Source organism: Streptomyces sp. NPDC048001, from assembly GCF_043203115.1.
GTDB lineage: Bacteria > Actinomycetota > Actinomycetes > Streptomycetales > Streptomycetaceae > Streptomyces > Streptomyces sanyensis.
Map to the genome: position 1 here is coordinate 378,634 of NZ_JBIDBN010000003.1, position 21,883 is coordinate 400,516.

The 21,883-nt window shown below is 74.8% G+C and carries 16 protein-coding genes; 6 read left to right on the forward strand and 10 right to left on the reverse strand.

Annotation, left to right across the window (positions count from 1 at the left end):
- Positions 1-94: 94 nt before the first annotated feature.
- Together ACGF15_RS08225 and ACGF15_RS08230 are read right to left on the reverse strand one after the other, a co-directional pair.
- Entirely contained in the window at positions 95-1,006 is a 912-nt protein-coding gene (locus ACGF15_RS08225) for a hypothetical protein (protein WP_392797262.1), read from the reverse strand.
- Positions 1,007-1,131: 125 nt separating this feature from the next.
- Positions 1,132-1,608: a VOC family protein gene (locus ACGF15_RS08230; protein ID WP_392797264.1), complete on the reverse strand. Its 477-nt coding sequence runs from the start codon at positions 1,606-1,608 to the stop codon at positions 1,132-1,134.
- Positions 1,609-1,817: 209 nt separating this feature from the next.
- On the opposite strand from ACGF15_RS08230, the gene ACGF15_RS08235 reads away from it, so the two are divergent.
- Positions 1,818-4,238, forward strand: a complete 2,421-nt coding sequence (locus tag ACGF15_RS08235) for a SpoIIE family protein phosphatase (RefSeq protein ID WP_392797266.1) — start codon at positions 1,818-1,820, stop codon at positions 4,236-4,238.
- 57 nt (positions 4,239-4,295) lie between these two features.
- Here the strand turns inward: ACGF15_RS08235 and ACGF15_RS08240 are convergent, their stop codons facing one another.
- The gene (locus tag ACGF15_RS08240; RefSeq protein ID WP_345615817.1) at positions 4,296-4,664 is read right to left on the reverse strand and encodes a hypothetical protein; all 369 of its coding nucleotides are present in this window, start codon (positions 4,662-4,664) and stop codon (positions 4,296-4,298) included.
- A 311-nt stretch (positions 4,665-4,975) separates the two neighbouring features.
- Between ACGF15_RS08240 and ACGF15_RS08245 the strand changes: the two genes are divergently transcribed.
- Positions 4,976-5,902 (forward strand): glutamate ABC transporter substrate-binding protein, encoded by a 927-nt coding sequence (locus ACGF15_RS08245; RefSeq protein WP_345615818.1) that lies wholly within the window; start codon positions 4,976-4,978, stop codon positions 5,900-5,902.
- Between the two features lie 177 nt (positions 5,903-6,079).
- Here ACGF15_RS08245 and ACGF15_RS08250 read toward each other — a convergent pair whose 3' ends face one another.
- The 6 genes from ACGF15_RS08250 to ACGF15_RS08275 form a co-directional block, all read right to left on the reverse strand.
- A complete protein-coding gene (locus ACGF15_RS08250) occupies positions 6,080-8,299 on the reverse strand; it encodes an NADP-dependent isocitrate dehydrogenase (protein WP_392797269.1) in 2,220 nt (739 codons plus the stop codon).
- Between the two features lie 115 nt (positions 8,300-8,414).
- The gene (locus tag ACGF15_RS08255; RefSeq protein WP_362614201.1) at positions 8,415-9,341 is read right to left on the reverse strand and encodes a carbohydrate ABC transporter permease; all 927 of its coding nucleotides are present in this window, start codon (positions 9,339-9,341) and stop codon (positions 8,415-8,417) included.
- A complete protein-coding gene (locus tag ACGF15_RS08260; protein WP_392797271.1) occupies positions 9,338-10,696 on the reverse strand; it encodes an ABC transporter permease subunit in 1,359 nt (452 codons plus the stop codon). The genes ACGF15_RS08255 and ACGF15_RS08260 overlap by 4 nt, the downstream gene beginning before the upstream one ends.
- A gap of 12 nt (positions 10,697-10,708) precedes the next feature.
- Positions 10,709-12,040 carry an ABC transporter substrate-binding protein gene (locus tag ACGF15_RS08265; protein ID WP_345615822.1) on the reverse strand — a complete coding sequence of 444 codons (1,332 nt, stop codon included), beginning with the start codon at positions 12,038-12,040 and terminating at the stop codon, positions 10,709-10,711.
- Between the two features lie 89 nt (positions 12,041-12,129).
- A complete protein-coding gene (locus ACGF15_RS08270; protein ID WP_345615823.1) occupies positions 12,130-13,803 on the reverse strand; it encodes a glycoside hydrolase family 13 protein in 1,674 nt (557 codons plus the stop codon).
- A gap of 223 nt (positions 13,804-14,026) precedes the next feature.
- Positions 14,027-15,301 (reverse strand): ABC transporter substrate-binding protein, encoded by a 1,275-nt coding sequence (locus tag ACGF15_RS08275; RefSeq protein WP_345615824.1) that lies wholly within the window; start codon positions 15,299-15,301, stop codon positions 14,027-14,029.
- 167 nt (positions 15,302-15,468) lie between these two features.
- Between ACGF15_RS08275 and ACGF15_RS08280 the strand changes: the two genes are divergently transcribed.
- Genes ACGF15_RS08280 through ACGF15_RS08290 form a run of 3 tightly spaced genes read left to right on the forward strand, consistent with a single transcriptional unit; the run spans position 15,469 to position 19,147 of the window.
- A complete protein-coding gene (locus ACGF15_RS08280; RefSeq protein ID WP_345615825.1) occupies positions 15,469-15,975 on the forward strand; it encodes a PadR family transcriptional regulator in 507 nt (168 codons plus the stop codon).
- The gene (locus ACGF15_RS08285; protein ID WP_362614214.1) at positions 15,972-16,829 is read left to right on the forward strand and encodes an ABC transporter ATP-binding protein; all 858 of its coding nucleotides are present in this window, start codon (positions 15,972-15,974) and stop codon (positions 16,827-16,829) included. The genes ACGF15_RS08280 and ACGF15_RS08285 overlap by 4 nt, the downstream gene beginning before the upstream one ends.
- 2 nt (positions 16,830-16,831) lie before the next feature.
- Positions 16,832-19,147, forward strand: a complete 2,316-nt coding sequence (locus ACGF15_RS08290; RefSeq protein WP_392797275.1) for an FtsX-like permease family protein — start codon at positions 16,832-16,834, stop codon at positions 19,145-19,147.
- Between the two features lie 129 nt (positions 19,148-19,276).
- Here ACGF15_RS08290 and ACGF15_RS08295 read toward each other — a convergent pair whose 3' ends face one another.
- Entirely contained in the window at positions 19,277-20,722 is a 1,446-nt protein-coding gene (locus ACGF15_RS08295) for a glyceraldehyde-3-phosphate dehydrogenase (RefSeq protein WP_392797277.1), read from the reverse strand.
- Between the two features lie 465 nt (positions 20,723-21,187).
- Between ACGF15_RS08295 and ACGF15_RS08300 the strand changes: the two genes are divergently transcribed.
- Positions 21,188-21,826, forward strand: coding sequence for a LysE family translocator (locus tag ACGF15_RS08300; RefSeq protein WP_392797279.1), 639 nt, complete (start codon positions 21,188-21,190; stop codon positions 21,824-21,826).
- Positions 21,827-21,883: the final 57 nt, after the last annotated feature.

Consider the following 21,883-nt stretch of genomic DNA (forward strand, 5'->3'; position numbering starts at 1 on the left):
CCGGGGTGGCGCCCCACCGGCCGGCGGCGGCACCGGTGAGCGGGCGGCTCCGCGGAGCGGTGCCCGGGCCGGTCTCGCGGGGCCGGGGTGACGGTCACCGGGGGCGCGGCGCGGGGGCTAGGCGCTCCGCGCGCAGGGCCGCCTCGTCCGCCCGCGCGCGTGCCTCCGCCGCGTCCGTGGCGGCGGCGCGGGCACGGTCGCGGGCCTCCTCCGCCGTCGTCCGCCTGGCTCTCAGGGTCTCCCGGGCACGCGCCAGCTGATCGGCCAGGGAGTCCGCGCGGGCCTCGGCGTCCCGGACGGCCTCCTGGGCCCGCTCCGCCGCGAGGGCGGCGGCCTGCTGCTCGCGGGCGCTGCGCCGGGCGGTGCGCAGGGCCGCCTCCGCCGCCCGGAGGGCGGCCTCCCCCGCCGCGCGCTCCGCGGCACTCTCCCGGGGCTCGGCCGGGCCCGGGCGCCGGGCCCGGGAACCGGCCGCCTCGGCCCCCCGCCCGGAGGGCGGCCGCCGGGCCGGCGCCGCGGCGAGGTCCACGGTGGCGGCGGTGAACCCGACGGGCTCCGTGAGGGGGCGTGCCAGGTGCCCGTCGGCCCACTCCCGGGCGGCCTCGGGGTCGGCGAGCACGACGTGGACGGTCGCCTCGATCTCGTGCAGGGCCGCGTCGCCGAGGGGGTGGCCCCGCTCCGCCGCCAGGTCCGCCGCGCGGCGCGCGAGGGCGGCCACCACCTGGTGCCGGCGGCTGCCCAGCTCCCTCAGCCGGACCGCGTCAAGGGTGCGGTGGGCCTCGCGCAGCGCCTCCCCCAGGTGGAGCACGGCCTGCACGGCCTCGGCGTCGTACCGGACCAGGAGGTTGCCCGCCCAGGCGGAGAGCGTGGGCCGGCGCAGCGTCCTGATCCGGTCGGCGGCGTCCCGGTGCCCGGCCTCCCGGGCGGCGGTCGCCGCCGCGTTGCGGGCCTCGGTGAAGTCCTGCGGTGCGAGCTCGTACAGCTCGTCGAGGACACCGTGCAGATCCACCGCTCCTCCTCGGGTGCTGCCGCCCCGGCTACCCCGTCCAGCATGGCGCACCGCGCCCCCGGCGACACCCGGGGGCGGGCGCCCCCGCGCGGTCCGGGGCACGCGGGGGCGCCGGGCACGGCGGGTCAGGCCGCGTCGGCCGCCGCCCGCAGGGCCGCCACGTCCAGTTTGGACATCCCCAGCATCGCGGCCATCGCGCGCTGCGCCCGGGCCGGGTCGGGGTCGGCGAGGAGTTCCCCGAGGGCGGCCGGGACGATCTGCCAGGAGAGCCCGTACCGGTCCTTCACCCAGCCGCAGGGCCCCTCCCTGCCGCCGCCCTCCGAAAGCCTGGACCAGTAGTAGTCCACCTCGGCCTGGTCGGCCCAGTCCACGAGGAAGGACACGGCCTCGTCGAAGGTGAACTCCGGGCCGCCGTTGATGGCGGTGAACGGCTTGCCGTCGAGTTCGAAGTCCACGGTGAGCACCGTCCCCGCCGCCCGCGGGCCGGCCTCGCCGTAGTGGGAGACGTGCGTGATCCTCGAGTTCGGGAAGACCGAGACGTAGAACTCGGCGGCTTCCTTCCCCCGGGTGTCGAACCAGAGGTTGGGTGTGATGGCGGGCATGGTGCGCTCCTTGCCTCGTCTGTCGTCCGGACGTCCGCGGGCGCCCGGACGCCTGCCGGCGACGCCCCAGCAGGCCCGCGGGCGGCGGGTGCGGCCCCGAAGCCCCACGGTAGGAGGACCGCGGCGGGGGCGGGAAGTCATCGGGCGCGTCCGGACTCCTCGGGGCGGCCCGCGTGCGGGGCGGGGGCGGAGCGACCAGGATGGAAGCGATGACCGGATCGGCGACCTTCATGAACGAGAACCCGGAGGACCCGTTCTCACCGCGCCGGGCCGTCTCCGCGGTACTCGACCCGCACGGCCGGATCACCGGCTGGAGCGAGCGGGCGGAGGCCGTGCTGGGACGTTCGGCCCGCGAGGTGCTGGGCCGCGTGGCAGCCGGACTGCTGGTCGCACCCGAGGACCGGACCGCGGTGGACGAGGCGGCCGCCGCGTGCCGGAAGCAGGGCGGCTGGTCCGGGGTCCTGCCGCTGCGGGTGGGGGACGGGCGCAGGAGGCGGTTCGCTCTGCGGGTCCGGCCGCTGGAGCGGTCCGGCGGGCTGACCGAGTGGCTGGTCGCGGGCGCCCCGGCCGCCGAGGCCGGGCAGTGGGAGATCGACCGCTCGGTGGTCGACGGCCTGTTCAGCCGCTCCCCCATCGGTCTTGCGGTGCACGCCCCGGACCTGAGCATCCTGCGGATCAACCGCGCCCTCGCCGGCATCGGGGGGATCCGCGCCGAGGACGCCCGGGGCGCCCGGATCGGGGACTTCCTGGTCGCCGGTGACGCGGAGACCATCGAGGCGAGGCTGCGGCAGGTGCTGGAGACCGGGGAGCCGCTGATCTTCACCGAGCAGCCCTGCCGCCTGCTGACCGAGCCGTCCAGGGAGCGTCTGGTCGCCGTGTCGGCCTTCCGGATGGAGGACGCGGACGGCCGGGTGCTCGGAGTGACGCAGCTGGTGGAGGACGTCACCGACCGCCACCGGGCCCGGCGCAGGCTGGCGCTGCTGAGCGCGGCCGGGACGGGCATCGGCACGACGCTCGATGTGGCGACGACCGCGGACGAGCTGGCCTCCGCCGCCGTGCCGGGTGTCGCGGACCACGCGTCGGTGGACCTGCTGGAGCAGGTGAGCCGGGGGGAGGAGCCGGTCGCCGACGGGGGCGGCGGGCCGGTGCGCAGAACGGCGCTGCACGGCGTGCGGCCGGCGCCGGACCGGTCGGCCCTGCGGATCGGCGCCCTGAACACCTTTCCTCCCGACTCGCCGCAGGGGCGCTGCCTGGCGACGGGCCGCGCGGTGCTGGAGCCGGTGGTCGGCGCAAGCGGCCCGCCGGGGGCGGACCGGGGGCTGCCCCGGGGCGCGCACTCGCTGGTGGTGGTCCCGCTCACCGCGCGGGGCCTGGTGCTCGGCTGCATGAGCCTGTGGCGGTCCCGGCTGCCGGAGCCCTTCGAGGAGGACGACCTGACGCTCGCGGGGGAGCTCGCGGCCCGGGCGGCCGTGTCGATCGACAACGCGCGCCGCTTCACCCAGCAGCGCCGCACCGCCCGGGCGCTCCAGCGGCGGCTGCTGCCCCGGGAGTTCCCCGCGCACCCCGCGGTGGCCGTGGCCCACCGCTATGTGCCCGCCGGAGGGGCGGCCGGGGTCGGCGGCGACTGGTTCGACGTGATCCCGCTCTCGGGGGCGAGGGTCGCCCTCGTCGTCGGGGACGTGGTCGGCCACGGCATCGACGCCGCGGCCACCATGGGGCGGCTGCGCACCGCGGTGCACACACTGGCCGACCTGGATCTGGAGCCGGACGAGGTGCTGTCCCACCTGGACGACCTCGTGACGCGGCTCGCGGGCGAGCAGGAGGCCGACGGGGAGGGGCCCGGTGAGGAGGTGGTGGGCGCCACCTGCCTGTACGCGGTCTACGACCCGGTGACCCGGCAGCTGTGCGCGGCGAGGGCGGGGCATCCCCCGCCGGTGGTGGTCGCCCCCGGTGGAGCGGTGGAACTGCCCGAGCTGCCCGCGGGCCCGCCGCTCGGTCTCGGCGGGCTGCCCTTCGAGGCCGCGGAGACGGCCCTGCCGGAGGGCAGCCTCCTCGCGCTGTACACCAACGGGCTGGTGGACGGCGACCACCACGACGTGGACGACGGCATCGCCCGGCTGTGCCGCACCGTCGCACGGCCGGGGCGGAGTCTGGAGCAGACCGCCCAGGAGGTCCTCGACGCGCTGCTGCCGGCCCGTCCCTCCGACGACGTGGCACTGCTGCTGGCCCGGACCAGGACGCTCGCCCCGGAGCTGGTGGCCACCTGGGAGCTGGCGGCCGAGGCCACGGCCCCCTCACGGGCCCGGCAGCTGACCGCCGAGCGGCTCGCCGCGTGGGGCCTGGAGGAGCTCGCCTTCACCACGGAGCTGATCGTGAGCGAGCTGGTCACCAACGCCTACCGGTACGCGGGAGGGCCGGTGACCCTGCGGCTGATCCACCACCACCGGCTGATCTGCGAGGTCGGCGACCCGAGCAGCACCTCGCCCCATCTGCGGCGCGCCCGCACCACCGACGAGGGCGGGCGCGGGCTGCTGCTGGTGGCGCAGTTGGCGGAGCGCTGGGGGACGCGCCACTCCCGCGGCGGCAAGACGGTCTGGACCGAGCAGCTCCTCCCGGGCCACCGGGACTGACCCGGCCCGGACGCCCGGCGGCCGACCGGAGGGGGCGGGGCAGCGGGGGCCGGCCCGTCACACCGGTGCCGCCACCCCGGCCACCCCGGCGACCGCCTCCTCCCGGCATGCGAGGACGCGCAGTCCGGTGCCGTCCGTGCCGGCCTCCAGCAGGCGCCGGGTGGCGCGCTCGGCCGCGACCAGGGACAGGGGCACCCGCCCCTGCTCGCACAGCCGGTGCGCCCGCAGTACCGCGCTGAGCGCCGCCGCGCTGACGACCGGGGTCCGCAGCTCGATCACCACCGCGCGCGGCAGGTACATGCGCACGAGGTCCGCGAAGCCCTGCGACACCGCGGCCCGGTCGCCGATCACGACATCGCCGTGGAGGGTGACGACCAGGACACCGCGGTCGAGCATGTGGGTGAACACCATGAACCATCCGATCACGGGGTTGATTTCGGGATTTGCCTCATTTAGGGGCTCGGCTGCCGCCGCCGCAACACGCCACACCACGGGACCCGCGAACAGCCCGGTCCCCGCAGGTGGGGGGCGGTGCCGCAGCGTGTCCCGGACGTATCCGGAACGTGATGCTCAATTTCAGCTCAGATCTGGTGACGATGCGACACGGCGGTCCCTAAGGTGCTCGGAATCGGGGGCGGCGCAGCAGGGGGAGCCGTGCGCCCGGACTCGCAGCAGCTCTCGGGGGACCACAAGTCCCCGCTGCTCACCCGCACGTTCGGAACGAAGGAAGTCGCACCATGAAGCCCTGCAAGTCGGCCGCGTACGCGACGGTCGCCGCGCTTGCGGTCACCCTCACCGCCACCTCGTGCAGCTCGGACACCGCGTCCGAGAGCAGCGGCCCCTCGGCCAGCAGCGCTCCCTCCGTGGACCGCCCCCGGCTGCCCTCCTACAAGGTGGCCACCGGGGTGTCGATCGACTCCCCCACGCTGACCAGGGCGCAGAAGGCCGGGAAGCTGGTGGTCGGCGTCAAGAACGACCAGCCGTACCTGGGCTTCCAGGACGACACCGGGAACCGGTCCGGCTTCGACATCGAGATCGCCAAGATGGTCGCGGCGGACCTCGGGTTCCCCGCCCGGATGATCGAGTTCAAGACCATCGACACCAGCAGCCGCGAGGCGGCCATCGCCGCCGGCGAGGTGGACCTGTACGTCGGCACGTACACGATCAACGACGAGCGGAAGAAGAAGGTCGGCTTCTCCGGCCCGTACTACATGGCCGGAGCGGACCTGCTGGTGCGCAAGGACGACCGCACGATCGGCGGCCCCTACTCCCTCCGGGGCAAGACCGTCTGCTCGGTGAAGGGCGCGACCGCGCTGCGGGAGATCCAGCGCGAGGAGTACCGCACCACGACGGTGGAGACCGAGAAGTACTCGCAGTGCGTGCAGAAGCTGCTGGACGGCGAGGTGGACGCGGTGACCACCGACGACGCCATCCTCAAGGGCTACGCGGCCCAGACGCCGGACCGGCTCAAGGTGGTGGGCAACCCCTTCACCGAGGAGCCCTACGGCATCGGCATGGACCGCGGGGACGAGGCCCTGCGCGATGCGGTCAACGACGCGCTGGAGGAGCACGACGCGAACGGGGACCAGGAGAAGGCGTACGACGCGACCCTCGGGCTCTCCGGGTCGAAGTACGAGGGTGCTCCCCTCGTCGACCGCTACTGAGCACCCACCGCGCGGGCCCCGCGCGGGAGGGAGCCGTCCGGACGGGCGGCGGCCCTCCCGCGCGGGGCCCGTCCGCGTGCCGGGGGCGACGGGCGCACCGGCCCGGGCGCGGCACCCGGACGCCCCGGGCGCGCCGTCCGCCCCCGGCCGGGCGGGCCGGCCGGGGGCGGCGGTGCCTCAGGCCAGCGAGGCGATGGCCTGGTTCAGCGTCGCGGACGGACGCATCACGGCGGCGGCCTTGGCGGCGTCCGGCTGGTAGTAGCCGCCGATGTCGGCCGGGGAGCCCTGGACGGCGACCAGCTCGCCGACGATGGCCTCCTCCTGCTCGGCCAGCGTCTTGGCGAGCGCGTCGAAGGACTGGGCCAGCTGCACGTCGTCGGTCTGCGCGGCCAGCTCCTGCGCCCAGTACAGGGCCAGGTAGTAGTGGCTGCCGCGGTTGTCGATCCCGCCCAGGCGGCGGCTCGGGGACTTGTCCTCGTTGAGGAAGGTGCCCGTGGCGCGGTCCAGGGTGTCGGCGAGGACCTGCGCACGGGCGTTGCCCGTGGTGGTGGCGAGGTGCTCGAAGCTGACGGCCAGGGCGAGGAACTCGCCGAGGCTGTCCCAGCGGAGGTAGTTCTCCTTGACGAGCTGCTGGACGTGCTTCGGGGCGGAGCCGCCGGCGCCGGTCTCGAACAGGCCGCCGCCGTTCATCAGCGGGACGACCGACAGCATCTTGGCGCTGGTGCCCAGCTCCAGGATGGGGAAGAGGTCGGTCAGGTAGTCGCGCAGCACGTTGCCGGTGACGGAGATGGTGTTCTCGCCGCGGCGGATGCGCTCCACGGACAGCCTGGCGGCCTCGACCGGGGCGAGGATGCGGATGTCCAGGCCCTCGGTGTCGTGCTCCGGGAGGTACTGCTCGACCTTGGCGATGAGCCGGGCGTCGTGCGCGCGCTCGGCGTCCAGCCAGAACACGGCCGGGTCGCCGGAGGCGCGGGCGCGGGTCACGGCCAGCTTGACCCAGTCGCGGATGGGCGCGTCCTTGGTCTGGCAGGCGCGGAAGATGTCGCCGGCGGAGACGGTCTGCTCCAGGACGGCGTTGCCGGCCTGGTCGACGAGGCGGACGGTGCCGGTGACCGGGATCTCGAAGGTCTTGTCGTGGCTGCCGTACTCCTCGGCCTTCTGCGCCATCAGACCCACGTTGGGGACGGTGCCCATGGTGGCGGGGTCGTAGGCGCCGTGGGCCCGGCAGTCCTCGATGACGGCCTGGTAGACGCCCGCGTAGCTGCTGTCCGGCAGGACGGCGAGGGTGTCGGCCTCCTGGCCGTCGGGGCCCCACATGTGGCCCGAGGTGCGGATCATCGCGGGCATGGAGGCGTCGACGATGACGTCGCTGGGCACGTGCAGGTTGGTGATGCCCCGGTCGGAGTCGACCATGGCGAGCGCCGGGCCGCCGGCGAGCTCCGCGTCGAAGGAGGCCCTGATCTCGGCGCCCTCGGGCAGGGACTCCAGGCCCTTGTAGATGCCGCCGAGGCCGTCGTTGGGGGTGAGCCCGGCCTTGGCCAGGGCCTCGCCGTGGCGGGCGAAGGTCTCGGGGAAGAAGGCGCGCACGACATGGCCGAAGACGATCGGGTCGGAGACCTTCATCATGGTGGCCTTGAGGTGCACGGAGAACAGCACGCCCTCGGCCTTGGCGCGGGCGACCTGGGCGGTGAGGAACTCGCGCAGGGCGGCGACGCGCATGACGGAGGCGTCCACGACCTCGCCCGCGAGCACCGGTACCGACTCGCGGAGCACGGTGGTGGAGCCGTCGTCGCCCTTGAGCTCGATGCGCAGGGAGCCGTCCTCGGCGATGACCGCGGACTTCTCGGTGGCGCGGAAGTCGTCGGCGCCCATGGTGGCGACGTTGGTCCGGGAGTCCGCGCTCCAGGCGCCCATGCGGTGGGGGTGCGCCTTGGCGTAGTTCTTGACCGAGGCGGGGGCGCGGCGGTCGGAGTTGCCCTCGCGCAGGACCGGGTTGACGGCGCTGCCCTTGACCTTGTCGTAGCGGGCGCGGATCTCGCGCTCCTCGTCGGTCTTCGGGTCGTCCGGGTAGGCGGGCAGCGCGTAGCCCTGCTCCTGGAGCTCGGCGACCGCGGCCTTCAGCTGCGGGATGGAGGCCGAGATGTTGGGCAGCTTGATGATGTTCGCGGCCGGCGTCCTGGCCAGCTCGCCGAGCTCGGCGAGGGCGTCCGGGATGCGCTGGTCCTCCTGGAGGTACTCCGGGAACTGCGAGATGATCCGCCCCGCGAGCGAGATGTCCCGGGTCTCCACGGTGACACCGGCCGTCGACGCGTACGCCTGGATCACAGGGAGGAACGAGTGCGTCGCCAGGGCGGGCGCCTCGTCGGTGTGCGTATAGATGATGGTCGAGTCAGTCACCTGGTGCTCCGCTCTCCACGTCTGCAACATTGCTCGACATCAAGATATCTCGTGGCGGTGCCGTGTTCGAACGCGGCCCGCCCCCGTGGTGCGGGCCGCGTCCGGGGCGCCCGGGCTACTTCACCGACCCGGCCATGACGCCCTGCACGAAGTGGCGCTGGAAGGCGAAGAAGACCACCAGCGGCACCACGAGCGAGAGGAAGGCACCGGGGGCCAGCACACCGATGTTGCTCCCGAACTGGCGCATCTGGGACTGCAGCGCGACGGTCAGCGGCTGGGCGGAGCTGTCGGCGAACAGCAGGGCGACCAGCATGTCGTTCCACACCCACAGGAACTGGAAGATGGCCAGGCTGGCGAGGGCGGGACGGCCGAGCGGGAGCACCAGCCGGGTGAAGATCCGCCACTCGCCCCCGCCGTCCATCCGCGCCGCCTCCAGCATCTCGCGGGGGATCTCCGCGAAGTAGTTCCGCAGCAGGAACACCGCGAACGGCAGGCCGTAGGCCACGTGGAACAGCACCACCCCGGTCACCGTGCCGAACAGGCCGACCGCGCCGAAGAGCTTCGCCACGGGGAGCAGGCCGATCTGCACGGGGACCACCAGCAGCCCGACGACCACGAGGAAGATCGCGTCCCGGCCGGGGAAGTCCAGCCAGGCGAAGGCGTAGCCGGCGAGCGCGGCGATGCCGACGACGAGCACGGTGGTGGGGACGGAGATCAGCACCGTGTTCCAGAAGGCGTCCACCAGCCCCCCGTCGGCGAACAGGGCCGTGTAGTTCTCCAGCGACAGCCGCGACGGGTCGCTGAAGGCGGTCCACCAGCCGGTGGAGGCGTTGTCGCCCTCCGGGCGCAGCGAGGACAGGAACAGTCCGGCGAGCGGGGTGATCCACACCAGGGCGGTGAGGACCAGCACGCACTGCACCGCGGTGCGTCCGAGCAGGCGGGACGCCCGGCGGGTGCGCGGCGGGCGGCCGCGGCGCGGGGCGGCGGCGGGGCGGGGCCCGGCGGTCGGCGCGCCGGGGGCGGCGGTGGTGGGGGCGCTCATCCTCGGCTCCTTCTGAATCGGCGGACGTTGACGACCATGGCGGGGATCACCAGCAGCAGGAGCAGGACGCTCAGCGCGCTGCCGAGCCCCTGGTCGTTGCCGCCGCCGAAGGAGACCAGCCACATCCGGGTGGCGAGGACTCCGGCCTCCTCCTGGACGGGCCCGGGCGCGATGATCCACACGAGGTCGAAGACCTTCATCACGTTGATCACCAGGGTGACGAAGACCACGGTCAGCACGGGGGCGAGCAGCGGCACGGTGATCTTGCGGAAGATCTGGCCCTCGCTCGCCCCGTCCATCCGCGCCGCCTCCAGGGCGTCCCGGGGGATCGCGGCGAGCCCGGCGCCGATCAGCACCATGGCGAAGCCGGTCCACACCCACAGGTAGGCGCCGATGATCGCCGGGGTGACCAGTGCGGGGCCGAGCCAGTCGACGCCCTGGTAGGGGGCGGCGAAGTTCGCGGCGGGCAGCCGCAGGGTGTAGGAGCCCTCGGTGAGGTCCGGGAAGCGGAAGGAGCCGTCGGGCCCGGTCACCGCGGTGGCGACCGCGGAGCCGCCGGCGACGGCCTCGACCCTCACTCCGGGCAGCCCCTTCTCTCCCGGGTCGATCCTGCCCTGCTCCCCTGCCCCGCCGGGGGCGAAGTCCAGCCACACGGTGCCCCCGACCTCGCCGGGGCCGGGCGGGGGCGCCGCCGAGGCGTCCCGGGCGTCGGCGGGCAGGGCGCCGGGGGCCACGCCCACGAGTCCGAGGAGGGCGCCCTCCCCCGCCCCGTGGGCGCGGTCGGTGGTGTACGGGCCGCCGACCGGGCCGCTGACTCCCTGGCCGGTACGGGCCCGTGCCGTGGGGTAGGGGGCGGGTTCCTCGAGGGCGCCGTGGACGCCGGTGACGACGGCGTTGAGCACGCCGCGGTCCGGGTCCTGCTCGTAGGCGAGGCGGAAGATGATCCCGGCGGCCAGGAAGGAGACGGCCATCGGGAGGAAGAGGACCAGCTTGAACGCGGTGGCCCAGCGGACCTTCTCGGTGAGGACGGCGAGGACCAGTCCGATGCCGGTGAGCAGCAGCGGGGCCACCACCACCCAGACGGTGCTGTTGCGCAGCGCGGTGAGGGTGGCGGGATCGCGGAAGATCTCGGCGTAGTTGGCGGCTCCGACGAAGCGGTCGCCGTCGGCGTCGAAGAGGCTGCGGCCGACGGAGAAGACGACCGGGTAGACGACGAGGGCCCCGAGCAGGAGCAGGGCGGGCAGGACGAAGGCGACGGCGAGCAGCCGGCGCCGGCGCCGGGCGCGGAGCCGGGGGTTCGCCCCCGCGGCGCCCCGCCGCGCGGTGGCGGCGGGGCGGGTGTGGGTGTGGGCCATGGCGCGGGTGCCTCAGTCCTTGTACGCCTTGGCGGCTGCCGCCTCCAGCGAGGCGGCCGTGGCGGCCGGGTCGGAGGGGTCGCGCAGGAAGTCCTGGAGGATCTTCCACTCCCCCGCGCCCTTGGTGCCGCCGAAGGCGGCCGGGGCCTGGTCCGACATGTCGAAGCGGACGGTGTCGCCCGCGGCGACCAGGGACTCGGCGGTCTGGCGGGCCGTCTCGTCGGCGTAGGCCCCGAGGCCGACCTCCTTGTGGGGCGACAGGAAGCCGCCGGCCTCGGCCCACACCTCGGCGGCCTCGGGGGTGGCGAGGAACTCCAGGAGCTTCATCCCCGCGTCGGCGTTCTTGCCCTCCTTCAGCACCACGGCCGCGTCCCCGCCGCTGACCACGGGGGCCTTGCCGCCGTCGACGGCGGGGAAGGGGAAGAAGAGGGCGTCCTCGCCGGGCGACCGTCCGAACTCGTCGCGGGCGACGCCTCCGACGAAGTCGCCCTCGTACACCATGCCCGCGCCGGGACGGGGGCCGAAGACCTGCTCGACGGAGCCCGGGAAGTCGGTGCGCAGGGCGCCCTGGGCGCCGCCCGCGACCAGCTGCTCGTCGCCGAAGACCTCGCCCAGGGTGGTCAGGGCCCGCACGACGCTCTCGTCGGTCCAGGGGATCTCGTGCCGGGCCAGCCGGTCGTACTTCTCCGGGCCGGCCTGGGAGAGGTAGATGTTCTCGAACCAGTCGGTGAGCGTCCAGCCGTCCTGGCCCGCTATCGCGAAGGCGGGGCGGCCGGAGTCGGCGAGGGTGCGCCCGGTGCGGAGCAGCTCCTCGAAACTGGTGGGCTCGGAGACGCCGGCCTGGGTGAAGGCCTCGGGGTCGTACCAGACCGTCGACTTGTGGGCGGCCTTGAAGTAGAGGCCGTAGTAGGTGCCCCCGACGGTGCCGTAGTCCTTCCAGACCGGGGCGAAGCCGGAGTCCGCGGCCTGCTCCGTCTTCTCGGACAGCGGCAGGAGCCAGCCCTGCTCGGCGAACTGCTTCAGCACGCCGACCTGGGGGACCATCACCACGTCCGGGGCGTTGCCGCCCTCGATCTTGCTGCCGACGAAGGTGGAGACGTTGTCGCCGGAGGGCACGAAGACGGTCTTGGCCCCGGTCTTCTCGCTGAAGGCGTCGAGCACCTTGGTGAAGTTCTTCTGCTCGCTGCCGGTCCACACGCCGGCGACCGTGACGGTCGTGCCGCCGAGTTCGCCGCCGGAGGCGGGAGTCGCCTCGCCGCCGCAGGCGGTGGCGGTGAGGGCCAGGGTGAGGGCTGCCGCGGACGCCGCGGCGGCGCGGCGGGGTGTGGCGGAGGGTCGTCGCATGATGGGTCCTTCCGGGGTGCTGTCGGGTGGTCGCTCTCGGGGCGGGTCGGGGTCCGGGCGGGGGTCGGGGTCCGGGCGGGACCGGGTCGTCAGGAGTGGTCGGCGGCCCACCAGGCGGCGGTGGAGCCGGGCAGGGTGCCGTCGGGGCAGGGCCCGCTGGACAGCAGGGGGGTCCCGGCGGCGGGGGCGGGTACGGGCTCGGTGCCGAAGTTGACGGCGCAGACCAGGCCGTCGCCCCGGGTCATGGCGAGGACCCCCGGCGGGGCGTCCAGCCAGCGGAGCGTGCCTTCGCCGAGCTGCGGCAGGCAGCGGCGCAACTGGAGTCCCTCGCGGTAGAGGTGCCAGAAGGAGCGGGTGTCGGCCAGGGCGCGGTCGGTGGCGTGCGCGGCGAACCACTCGGGCTGCGGCAGCCAGGGCCTCGCTCCGGCCTCGCCCTGGCTGAAGCCGAACGGGGACGCGTGGCCGGACCAGGGCAGCGGGACGCGGCATCCGTCGCGGATGTGCTTGCGGCTGCCGGTGCGCCGGAAGATCGGGTCGGTGAGGACCTCGTCGGGCAGGTCGAGCACCTCCGGCAGGCCGAGTTCCTCGCCCTGGTAGACGTAGGCGGCGCCGGGCAGGGCCAGCATCAGCAGGGCCGCCGCGCGGGCCCGTGCGGAGCCCAGGCCGCTCGCCTCGACACCGGGCTCCCCGGCGTAGCGGGTGACGGTGCGCACCTGGTCGTGGTTGTTGAGGACCCAGGTGACGGTGGAGCCGGTGCCGGCGATGTCGCGGACGGCCTCGTCGATGACGCCCCGGAAGGCGGCGGCGTCCCAGGGGGCGCTGAGCAGGTCGAAGAAGAAGGCCTGGTGGAGCTCGTCGGCGCGGACGTAGTCGGCGTGCTCGCGGGCGGTGGGGACGGAGACCTCGCCGACCAGCAGCCGCTCGTGTCCGTCGCGGGCGGTGTACTCCTCGCACACGGCGCGCCAGCGGCGCCAGACCCCGTGGACCTCGGGCTGGTTCCAGGCGAGGGGGTTGACGGAGTCCCGGGTGCGCTCGTCGGCCCCGGGGTCGTCGGAGTCCGGCAGCCCGGGGTGCTTGAACAGTCCGGCGGCCACGTCGATGCGGAAGCCGTCGGCACCGCGGTCGAGCCAGAAGCGCAGCACCTCCTCGAAGTCGTCGCCGACGCGCGGGTCGCGCCAGTTGAGGTCGGGCTGCTCGGGGGTGAACAGGTGCAGGTACCACTCCCCGGCGCCGCCGTCGGCCGCGGTGGTGCGGCTCCAGGCCGGGCCGCCGAACATGGCCCGCCAGTTGTTGGGGGGCTCGGCGCCGTCGGGGCCGCGTCCGGGGGCGAAGTGGAAACGGGAGCGCGCGGGGCTGCCGGGGGGCGAGGCGAGTGCCTCGCGGAACCAGGGGTGCTCGCTGGAGCAGTGGTTCGGGACGATGTCGAGCAGGACCTTCAGGCCGAGGCGGTGGGCGTCGGCGACCAGGCGGTCGAACTCGGCGAGGTCGCCGTAGAGGGGGTCGACGCCGCAGTAGTCGGCGACGTCGTAGCCGTGGTCGTGCTGGGGCGAGGGGTAGAACGGGCTGAGCCAGATGCCGTCGACGCCGAGCTTCCGGAGGTAGGGCAGTCCGGCGCGGACGCCGGCCAGATCGCCGATGCCGTCCCCGGTGCTGTCGAGGAAGCTGCGGACGTAGACCTGGTAGATGACCGCGTCGCGCCACCAGCTGCCGGAGCCGGGCGCGGTCGGGGAGGGGCGGCCTGCGGCCGCAAGGGTGGTGAGCATCTCGCGTCGACCTGTTTCTGCTGGATGCGAGGGCGCCTCGATCAGGCGCGGCGTTATGCATGCATGTTAAGTAGCCATGACGTGAAGGTGTCAACGATGTGTGCAGAATCAGGGGGAACACTGGGCGATTTACCCTGGTATGGGATGCCCACAGGAGGGGAGAAATAAAGAAGTCGCTACTTAACATGTAAGTAGCGACTGGGAGAGAGGAGCGGTGATGGGCTCAGCTTCCCCTGGAGATCGCGGCAAGCTCGCGCACCAGTCTCGGCACCGCCTCGCCGGAGGTCTGCCGCAGGGCCAGGACGTCCTGCACCACGGCCTGGACCGCCAGGCTCACCTGGTCGTACCGCGGGCTCTTGGGCCGCGGCACGGCCGAGAGCACGCTCTGGCGCAGTGTCGGCAGATAGGGGTGGTCGCGGACGAGGGCGGGATCACGGTAGAGCGCCGCGCGCACCGGCGGCAGACCCCCCTCGGTCAGGACCCGGCGCTGGACCTCCTCGCCGGTGAGGTGCGCGATCAGGTCGGCGGCGGAGGCCGGGTACCGGGAGTGGGAGCTCACCGCCAGGTTCGACCCGCCGAGCACGCTGGTGCCCGGGCCGCCGGGACCCGGCAGCGGGACGGCGCCGAAGCGGCCCGCCACCGCGGAGCCCGGCGCGGCCGCCTCGCGGTACACATAGGGCCAGTTGCGCAGGAACAGCAGCCGCCCCTCCTGGAAGGCCCGGCGGGACTCCTCCTCCTTCCAGCCGAGGGACTCCCGCGGTATCCAGCCCTCGCGCACTCCCCCGGCCAGGAAGTCCAGCGCCCGGCGGGCCTCGCGCGAGCCGACGCTCACCCGCTCCCCGTCGTCCCGCAGGATCGAGCCGCCCGCGGAGTGCACCGCCTCGACGGCGTTGACGGTGAGCCCCTCGTAGGGCAGGAACTGCCCGGCGTAGCCGCCCAGCCCGTGGCGGGGTGCGACGGTGCGCGCCTGGTGTTCGAGCTCGGCCCAGGTCCGGGGCGGTTCGAGCCCCTCGCGCCGCAGCACGTCGCTGCGGTAGTACAGCAGCCCGGCGTTGGTCACATAGGGCACGGCGTAGAGCCGGCCGTCGAAGGTCGCGGTGTCCACGACGGGGCTCAGGAAGGAGTCCAGCGGGAAGCGCCCGCGTTCCAGCGGTGCTATCCATCCGGCCGCGGCGAACTCCGAGGTCCAGGCGACGTCGATGTTGAGCACGTCGAAACGGTCGCTGCCCGCGCGGAGTTCGCTGATCATCTGGGCGCGGGTCTCGTCGGCGGACTCGGGCAGCTCGACCAGCGTGACCTTCTCGGCGGGGTGCTCCTCGTTCCACTCCCGCAGCAGCGGGGGGAGGTAGCCCGTCAGGTCTCCGGCCGTCACCAGCGTCATCGGGCCGCGCCCCGCGGCCTGCGCCGGCTCCCGCCCGGGGCCGGGGGCACCCGCGTGTGCCGCCAGCACGAGGGCCGCGACCAGGAGGCCCCTACCCGCGGCACGCATCCACCGCATAGGTTCCTCCCTGTGCACGACCCGGCTGCACCGCCGGCCGTCGCGGCCCGTCCACGCCCGCCGGGCATGGGCGATACTAGACGCCCGGTACCGGGGGCCGGCGGCCCGTGGACCGAGCTGTTGCCGGACCGATACGCAAGCGACGGAGCGGGAGAGAGGGGGCGGGCGTGCGGCTGCCGCTCCTGGCGCTCCTCACCCGCGGGCCGGCGCACGGCTACGAGCTGAAGCAGGACCTTGAGAAGCTGCTGGGCGCCGCGTACCCTCAGCCGAACATCGGCCAGGTCTATGTGACGCTCGGCCGTCTGGAGAAGAGCGGCCTGATCGACGGCGTGGACGTCGAGCAGTCGGGCCGCCCGAACAAGCGCACCTACCGGCTCACCGACGCCGGGCGCGAGGCCGTGCTGGCCTGGTTCGAGGAGACCGCCGACGAACCCCGGGTCCGCGACGAGTTCTTCATGAAGCTCGCCCTCGCACCGGAGTCCGGGCTGGCCGACCCGATCGCGCTGATCAACCGGCAGCGGAGGCAGTACCTGAACACCATGCGGGAGCTGTCCAGGCTCGCGGCCTCCGAGGACCGGGACAACAAGGTCTCCCAGCTCCTGATCGAGGGCGCCATGCTGCACCTTCAGGCGGATCTGGACTGGCTCGAACGCTGTCAGGAGGAGCTGGAATGAGCGAGAGGGCGCCCTCCGGCGAGGGCCGGACCGGCCGGTGGGCGCGCGCCCGCGCGGCCCTGCGCACCCCCTCCGCCCCCGGCGGCGCGCAGGGGGCCGCCGGGCAGGCCCCCGGCCCGCTGGTGCGGGCGGAGCAGCTCGTCAAGACGCACCGCGGCGAGGGCACCGCCCCGGTGCACGCGGTGCGCGGGGTCGACCTGAGCGTGCAGCCCGGGGAGTTCGTCGCCGTGACCGGGCCCTCCGGCGCCGGCAAATCCACCCTGCTGCACCTCGTCGGCGGACTCCAGCGGCCCGACTCGGGCGGGCTGTGGCTGGACGGCGAGCGGGTGGACGCCTACGGGGAGGCGCGCTGGGCCCTGCTGCGCCGCCGCCGCATCGGCATCGTCTTCCAGTTCTTCAACCTGGTCTCCAACCTCACGGTCGCCGACAACGTGGAACTCCCGGCGCTCCTCGCCGGGGTGCCCGCCGCCGACGCCCGGGCCTCGCGGGCCGAGCTGCTGGCCGAGCTGGGCCTGGAGGGCCGCGAGCGCTCCATGCCGGGCGAGCTGTCGGGCGGCGAGCAGCAGCGCGTCGCCCTGGCCCGGGCCCTCGTCAACCATCCCGCGCTGCTGCTGGCCGACGAGCCGGCCGGCAGCCTCGACAGCAAGGGCACCCGGGAGGTGCTGCGCCTGCTCGGCCGGTTCCACGAGCGCGGCCAGACGATCCTCATGGTGACCCACGACGCGCGCACGGCCAGTGCGGCGGACCGCGTGATCAGCTTCTTCGACGGGCAGATCGCCGACGACGCCCCCCTCGGCGGCTCCCGCCGAGGGGGCCGCGGCGGGGTGTCCGGTGTGCTCGAACTGAAGGAGTGAGGGTGCGGGCGACACTGCGCTGGGCGCGCGCCGACGTCCGCGCGCACCGCGGCGAGGCGCTCTTCGCCGTGCTCGCGAGCGCCGGGATCATCGCCTCGCTGCTGCTGGCCGGGGCGCTGCTCGGCTATGCGGCGAACCCCTGGCAGCGGGTGTTCAACGAGTCGCGCGGGGCCCATGTCTGGCTGCACACCCGCGGTGGCGCCGAGGTCGGGGCCCTGTCGGGGCTGGACGGGGTGGAGTCGGTGTCGGGCCCGTACCGGACGGCCGGGGCGACGGCCGAGGCGCGCGGCGCCCGGGCGGCCCTCGAACTGCGGGCTGCCGGGTCCGGCCCGCCGGCGACCGCCCGCCCCCTGGTCTTCGAGGGCTCCTGGCTCGGCGCGGGGGGCGCGGCGGACGAGATCGTCCTGGAGGCCGCTCTCGCCCGCGCGCTGTGGGCCTCCCCCGGCGACACCCTGACCGTGACCGGGCCCGGCGGGACCGCTCTCGCGCTCCGCGTCGCGGGCGTCGCGGACACCGCGGAGCGGCGCTACCGGCCCGGGGGCGAACCGGGCATCGGCTGGGTGCCGCCCGCGCTGCTGGAGCGGATCGCGCCCGGGGCACGGGACGAGGCCGTCGGGCTGAGGCTCGCGGACCCCGGGGACACCGACTTCACCGTCCAGCGGGCGGTCACCCTGCTGGGAGCCGACCGGGTCTCCCAGGTGGCCAAGTGGCAGCAGGCCCGGGCGGAGGCGGGGGGCGACGACCGGCTGCTCGGGCAGCTCTTCGCGGTGTTCGGAGTCGGTGCACTGCTGGCCGCGGCGCTGGCCGCCTCCGGGGCCGTCGCCGCCCGGGTACGCGCCCAGCTCAGGGACATCGCCATCGTCAAGGCGGTCGGCTTCACGCCGGGGCAGGTGGTCCGGGCCTTCCTCGTCCAGCACCTGGCCTTCGCCCTGCTCGGCGTCGCCCTCGGCACCGCGGCGATCGCGCTCGCCGGGTCGCGGATACCGGGGCGGATCGGCGAGGCGGTCTCGGCCTGGCAGGGACTGCCCGGGTACGCCGCGGTGATGGCGGGCGTACCCGCAGGCGCCGTCCTGCTGATCGCCGCGGCGACGGCGCTGGCCGCCTGGCGGGCGGGCCGGGTGCCGCCGGTGCCGGTGGCCCGGGCGGCGCTGCCCACCGCGGCCCCGATGACCGCCCTCGGACGGCGTGCCCTCGGGCTCGGGGTGCCGCCCGCGCTGGTCCTCGGGTGGCGTGCCGCCTTCCCCCGCCGGGCCCGCACCCTGCTGCCGGTGGCCCGGCTGGCCCTGCCGCTGGCCCTGGTCACCGTGGGGCTGGTCGCGTGGTCCACGCTGGACGGCTTCCGGGACCGTCCGGAGCGCGTCGGGCTGCCCGCGGCGCTGACCGTCCGGGCGGCGCAGCCCGGGGGGCCCTCGGGGGCCGAGCTGGACCGGCTGCTCGCGTCGGTCCCCCAGATCGCCGCCGCCTACCCGGGGGCGGAGCTGGCCGCCCTGGTGCCCGGGCAGACCGGGACCATCGCCCTGCGCGGCCTGGGGACCGCGGCCGCCCCGTTCCCCTCGGCCGTCGCCGAAGGACGGCTGCCCGAGGGCCCCGACGAGGCCGTGGCCGGACAGGGCCTGCTGGATCTGCTGGGCATCCGGGTCGGCGACTGGGTGCGGATGACGGTCGACGGGCGGCCCCAGCTGCTGCACGTCGTCGGGCGCAGCATCGAGCCGGACGCCGCGGGCCGGGTGGTGACCACGACGGTGGACACGCTGCGCGAACGGGACGGCTCCCTGCGCCCGGAGTTCCATGCGCTGGTGCTGCACGCGGACGCGGACCGGCGGGAGGTCGCGGAGCGCCTGGGCGCGGCGTCGGGCGGCGTGCTGGAGGTCCGGGAGACGCCGGACCCCTCGCAGGGCCTGGAACCGGCCCGGGTCGTGATCACCGCGCTGATCGCGGTACTGGCCCTGATCGGCTTCATCGAACTGCTCACCCTGATCGGCACGGGCGTGCGCGACCGGGGGCGGGACCTGCTGGCGCTGAAGGCCATCGGGCTGACACCCCGGCAGATCGGCGGGGTGATCGTGACCGCGGCGGCGTGGACGGCACTGGCCTCCGCGGCGGTGGGCACGGCCGCGGGCGCGCTCGCCGGGCGGTGGCTGGTGGACGCGCAGGCACGCAGCAGCGGCATCGGCGCGGGCATCGCCCAGGTGCCGCCGGTTCCGGTGCTGGCCGCGGTCGCGGCGGCGGCCGTCCTGGGGGCCGCGGCGGCCGCGGTGGTCCCGGCGACGCGGACGGCGCGCAGGCGGCTGGCGGACTCGCTGGGCGAGACGCTCTGACGGGCGGGGCGGCGCGGCCCCGCCCTCCCCGGCGGGGCCGCGGCACCCCGGGGGCGGACGGAAGCGCGCCCGGCGCCCGGCCCCCTTCGCGGGGGCGGGCGCCGGGCCGGGGCGCGGAGTCCCTGCCGGTCAGGCCACCGGGGCCGGGTAGGTCGGGTACTCCACCCCGGAGACGTGCTGGACGACCCGGATGACCTGGCACGAGTAGCCGAACTCGTTGTCGTACCAGAGGTAGAGGATGGCGCTGTCGCCGTCGACCTTGGTGGCGCCCGCGTCGACGATCGAGGCGTGGCGGGAGCCGATGAAGTCGCTGGAGACGGCGTCGGGGGCGCTGATGAAGTCGATCTGGCGCTTGAGCGGCGAGGTGAGCGAGACCTTGCGCAGGTGGTCGAGGACCTCCTCGCGGGTCGTCTCGCGTCCGAGCCGCAGGCTGAGGATGGCGATCGAGACGTCCGGCACCGGGACGCGGATGGAGCTGCCGGTGATCGGGGCCTTCAGCTCGGGCAGCGCCTTGGCGACGGCGGAGGCGGCACCGGTCTCGGTGATGACCATGTTCAGGGGCGCGGAGCGGCCGCGGCGGTCGGCCTTGTGGTAGTTGTCCAGCAGGTTCTGGTCGTTGGTGAACGAGTGCACGGTCTCCACGTGGCCGCGCAGCACCCCGAACTCGTCGTCCATCGCCTTCAGCGGCGGGACGATGGCGTTGGTGGTGCAGGAGGCGCAGGACAGGACCCGGTCGTCGGGCTTGATCGTGTCGTGGTTGACCCCGTGCACGATGTTCGGCACGTCGCCCTTGCCGGGGGCGGTGAGGACGACCTTGTCGATGCCCGGGCGCAGGTGCTGCGACAGGCCCTCGCGGTCGCGCCACCGGCCCGTGTTGTCGATGAGGATGGCGTCCTTGATGCCGTGGTCCGTGTAGTCCAGCTCGGAGGGGTCGCCGGCGTAGATCACCTTGATCTCGTTGCCGTTGGCGATGATCGTGCTGTTCGCCTCGTCGACGGTGATGGTGCCCTGGAACTGGCCGTGGATGGAGTCGCGGCGCAGCAGGGAGGCGCGCTTGACGATGTCCTGTTCGCCGCCGCGGCGCACGACGATGGCCCGCAGCCGCAGGCCGTTGCCGGAGCCGGCCTTCTCGATCAGCAGGCGGGCGACGAGGCGGCCGATGCGGCCGAAGCCGTAGAGCACGACGTCGCGGGCGTCGCGGCGCTCGATCTTGTTCTCGCCCGTGGCACCGGCGACGGCCTCCGCGGTGAACTCCTCGACGCTCAGACCGCGCCCGTCGGCGCGGTAGGTGGCCGCCAGCATGCCGATGTCGATCTGGGAGGGGCCCAGGTCGAGCGTGGTGAGCGCCCTGAGGAAGGGCATGGTCTCGGTGACCGACAGCTCCTCGCCGGCGATCTGCCGGGCGAAGCGGTGGGTCTTGAGGATGCTCACCACCGACTTGTTCACCAGGGAGCGGCTGTGGACCAGGACGGTGACGTCCTGTTCGCGGTGCAGCTTCCCGATGATCGGGATCATCGACTCCGCGATCTCCTCGCGGTGCATCCAGTTGGTGAACGAGTCGTCGTTGACAGTCACAGGTCTTCTCTTTCGAGCTAGGTGGCGCTCATATGCTAACCCGCGTGGCGGCGGGGGCGTCCAGTGCCCCCGTGTTGCCGGGCTCAGGGCTCTGACCAGCGGCGGAGCCCATCGGGCACGGCGTTCAGGGGGCGCACGCCCCTGCGGGCCGGGGTGGCCGGGGCGGCCCGCCGCGAGGGGGCGCCGGGAGGGCGTGCGGGGCGGCACCGGGGCCCGCCGGTGACGGCGGAGACGGCAGCGGGGCGGGGGCGCACGCCCCTGCGGGCCGGGGTGGCCGGGGCGGCCCGCCGCGAGGGGGTGCCGGGAGGGCCTCCGGGGCGGCACCGGGGCCCGCCGGTGACGGCGGAGACGGCAGCGGGGCGGGGGCGCGCGGCCGGGGCCGGGGAGCGCCGCGGGGCGGCGGCCGGGTCGCGAGGGCGCGCAAACCCCTGGAGCGGGCCCGCCCGCACGTGCTTGCATGGCGCCATGCCGTCCAGTGACCGCGTCCTCGCCTTCGCCGCCGTGTCCTTGGTGCTGATCGCGATCCCGGGCCCCAGCGTGCTGTTCGTGGTGGGGCGGGCGCTGGCGCTCGGCCGTCGTGCGGCGCTGACCACGGTCGCCGGCAACACCCTCGGGGTGTGCGTGCCGGTGCTGGCGGTGGCGCTGGGAGTCGGTTCCGTGGTGGAGCGCTCCGCGGCCCTCTACACGGTGCTGCGCCTGGCCGGTGCGGCCTACCTGGTCCACCTCGGCATCCGGGCCTGGCGGGAGCGGGGCCGGATCCGGGCCGCCGTCCCGGGGGCGCAGGCGACCGCACGCGGGCGGCGCACCTTCTGGGAGGGCTTCACGGTCGGGGCGACCAACCCCAAGACCATCGTCTTCTTCGCGGCCGTCCTGCCGCAGTTCGTCGACCGCGGCCAGGGGCACGCCGCCGGGCAGATGCTGCTGCTCGGCCTGGTCTTCACCGTCATCGCGGCCGTCTGCGACGGCGCCTGGGGTCTGGCGGCGGGGACGGCGCGGTCCTGGTTCGCCCGTTCGCCCCGGAGACTGGCGCTGCTCGGCGGCACCGGCGGGCTGGCCATGATCGGGCTGGGCGTGGGGATGGCGGCCACGGGCCGCGCGGACTGACACCCGGCGCCCGGGCCGGGCGGGACGGGGCGGGGCTCCAGGGAGCCCCGCCCGGCC

What these genes read in the sequence shown, in the direction of transcription:
- ACGF15_RS08245 (WP_345615818.1), top strand. Translation starts at nt 4,976, where the DNA reads ATGAAGCCCTGCAAGTCGGCCGCGTACGCGACGGTCGCCGCGCTTGCG.
- ACGF15_RS08270 (WP_345615823.1), bottom strand. Translation starts at nt 13,803, where the DNA reads ATGCTCACCACCCTTGCGGCCGCAGGCCGCCCCTCCCCGACCGCGCCC.
- ACGF15_RS08275 (WP_345615824.1), bottom strand. Translation starts at nt 15,301, where the DNA reads ATGCGGTGGATGCGTGCCGCGGGTAGGGGCCTCCTGGTCGCGGCCCTC.
- ACGF15_RS08300 (WP_392797279.1), top strand. Translation starts at nt 21,188, where the DNA reads ATGCCGTCCAGTGACCGCGTCCTCGCCTTCGCCGCCGTGTCCTTGGTG.
- ACGF15_RS08230 (WP_392797264.1), bottom strand. Translation starts at nt 1,608, where the DNA reads ATGCCCGCCATCACACCCAACCTCTGGTTCGACACCCGGGGGAAGGAA.
- ACGF15_RS08285 (WP_362614214.1), top strand. Translation starts at nt 15,972, where the DNA reads ATGAGCGAGAGGGCGCCCTCCGGCGAGGGCCGGACCGGCCGGTGGGCG.
- ACGF15_RS08255 (WP_362614201.1), bottom strand. Translation starts at nt 9,341, where the DNA reads ATGAGCGCCCCCACCACCGCCGCCCCCGGCGCGCCGACCGCCGGGCCC.
- ACGF15_RS08235 (WP_392797266.1), top strand. Translation starts at nt 1,818, where the DNA reads ATGACCGGATCGGCGACCTTCATGAACGAGAACCCGGAGGACCCGTTC.
- ACGF15_RS08260 (WP_392797271.1), bottom strand. Translation starts at nt 10,696, where the DNA reads ATGGCCCACACCCACACCCGCCCCGCCGCCACCGCGCGGCGGGGCGCC.
- ACGF15_RS08265 (WP_345615822.1), bottom strand. Translation starts at nt 12,040, where the DNA reads ATGCGACGACCCTCCGCCACACCCCGCCGCGCCGCCGCGGCGTCCGCG.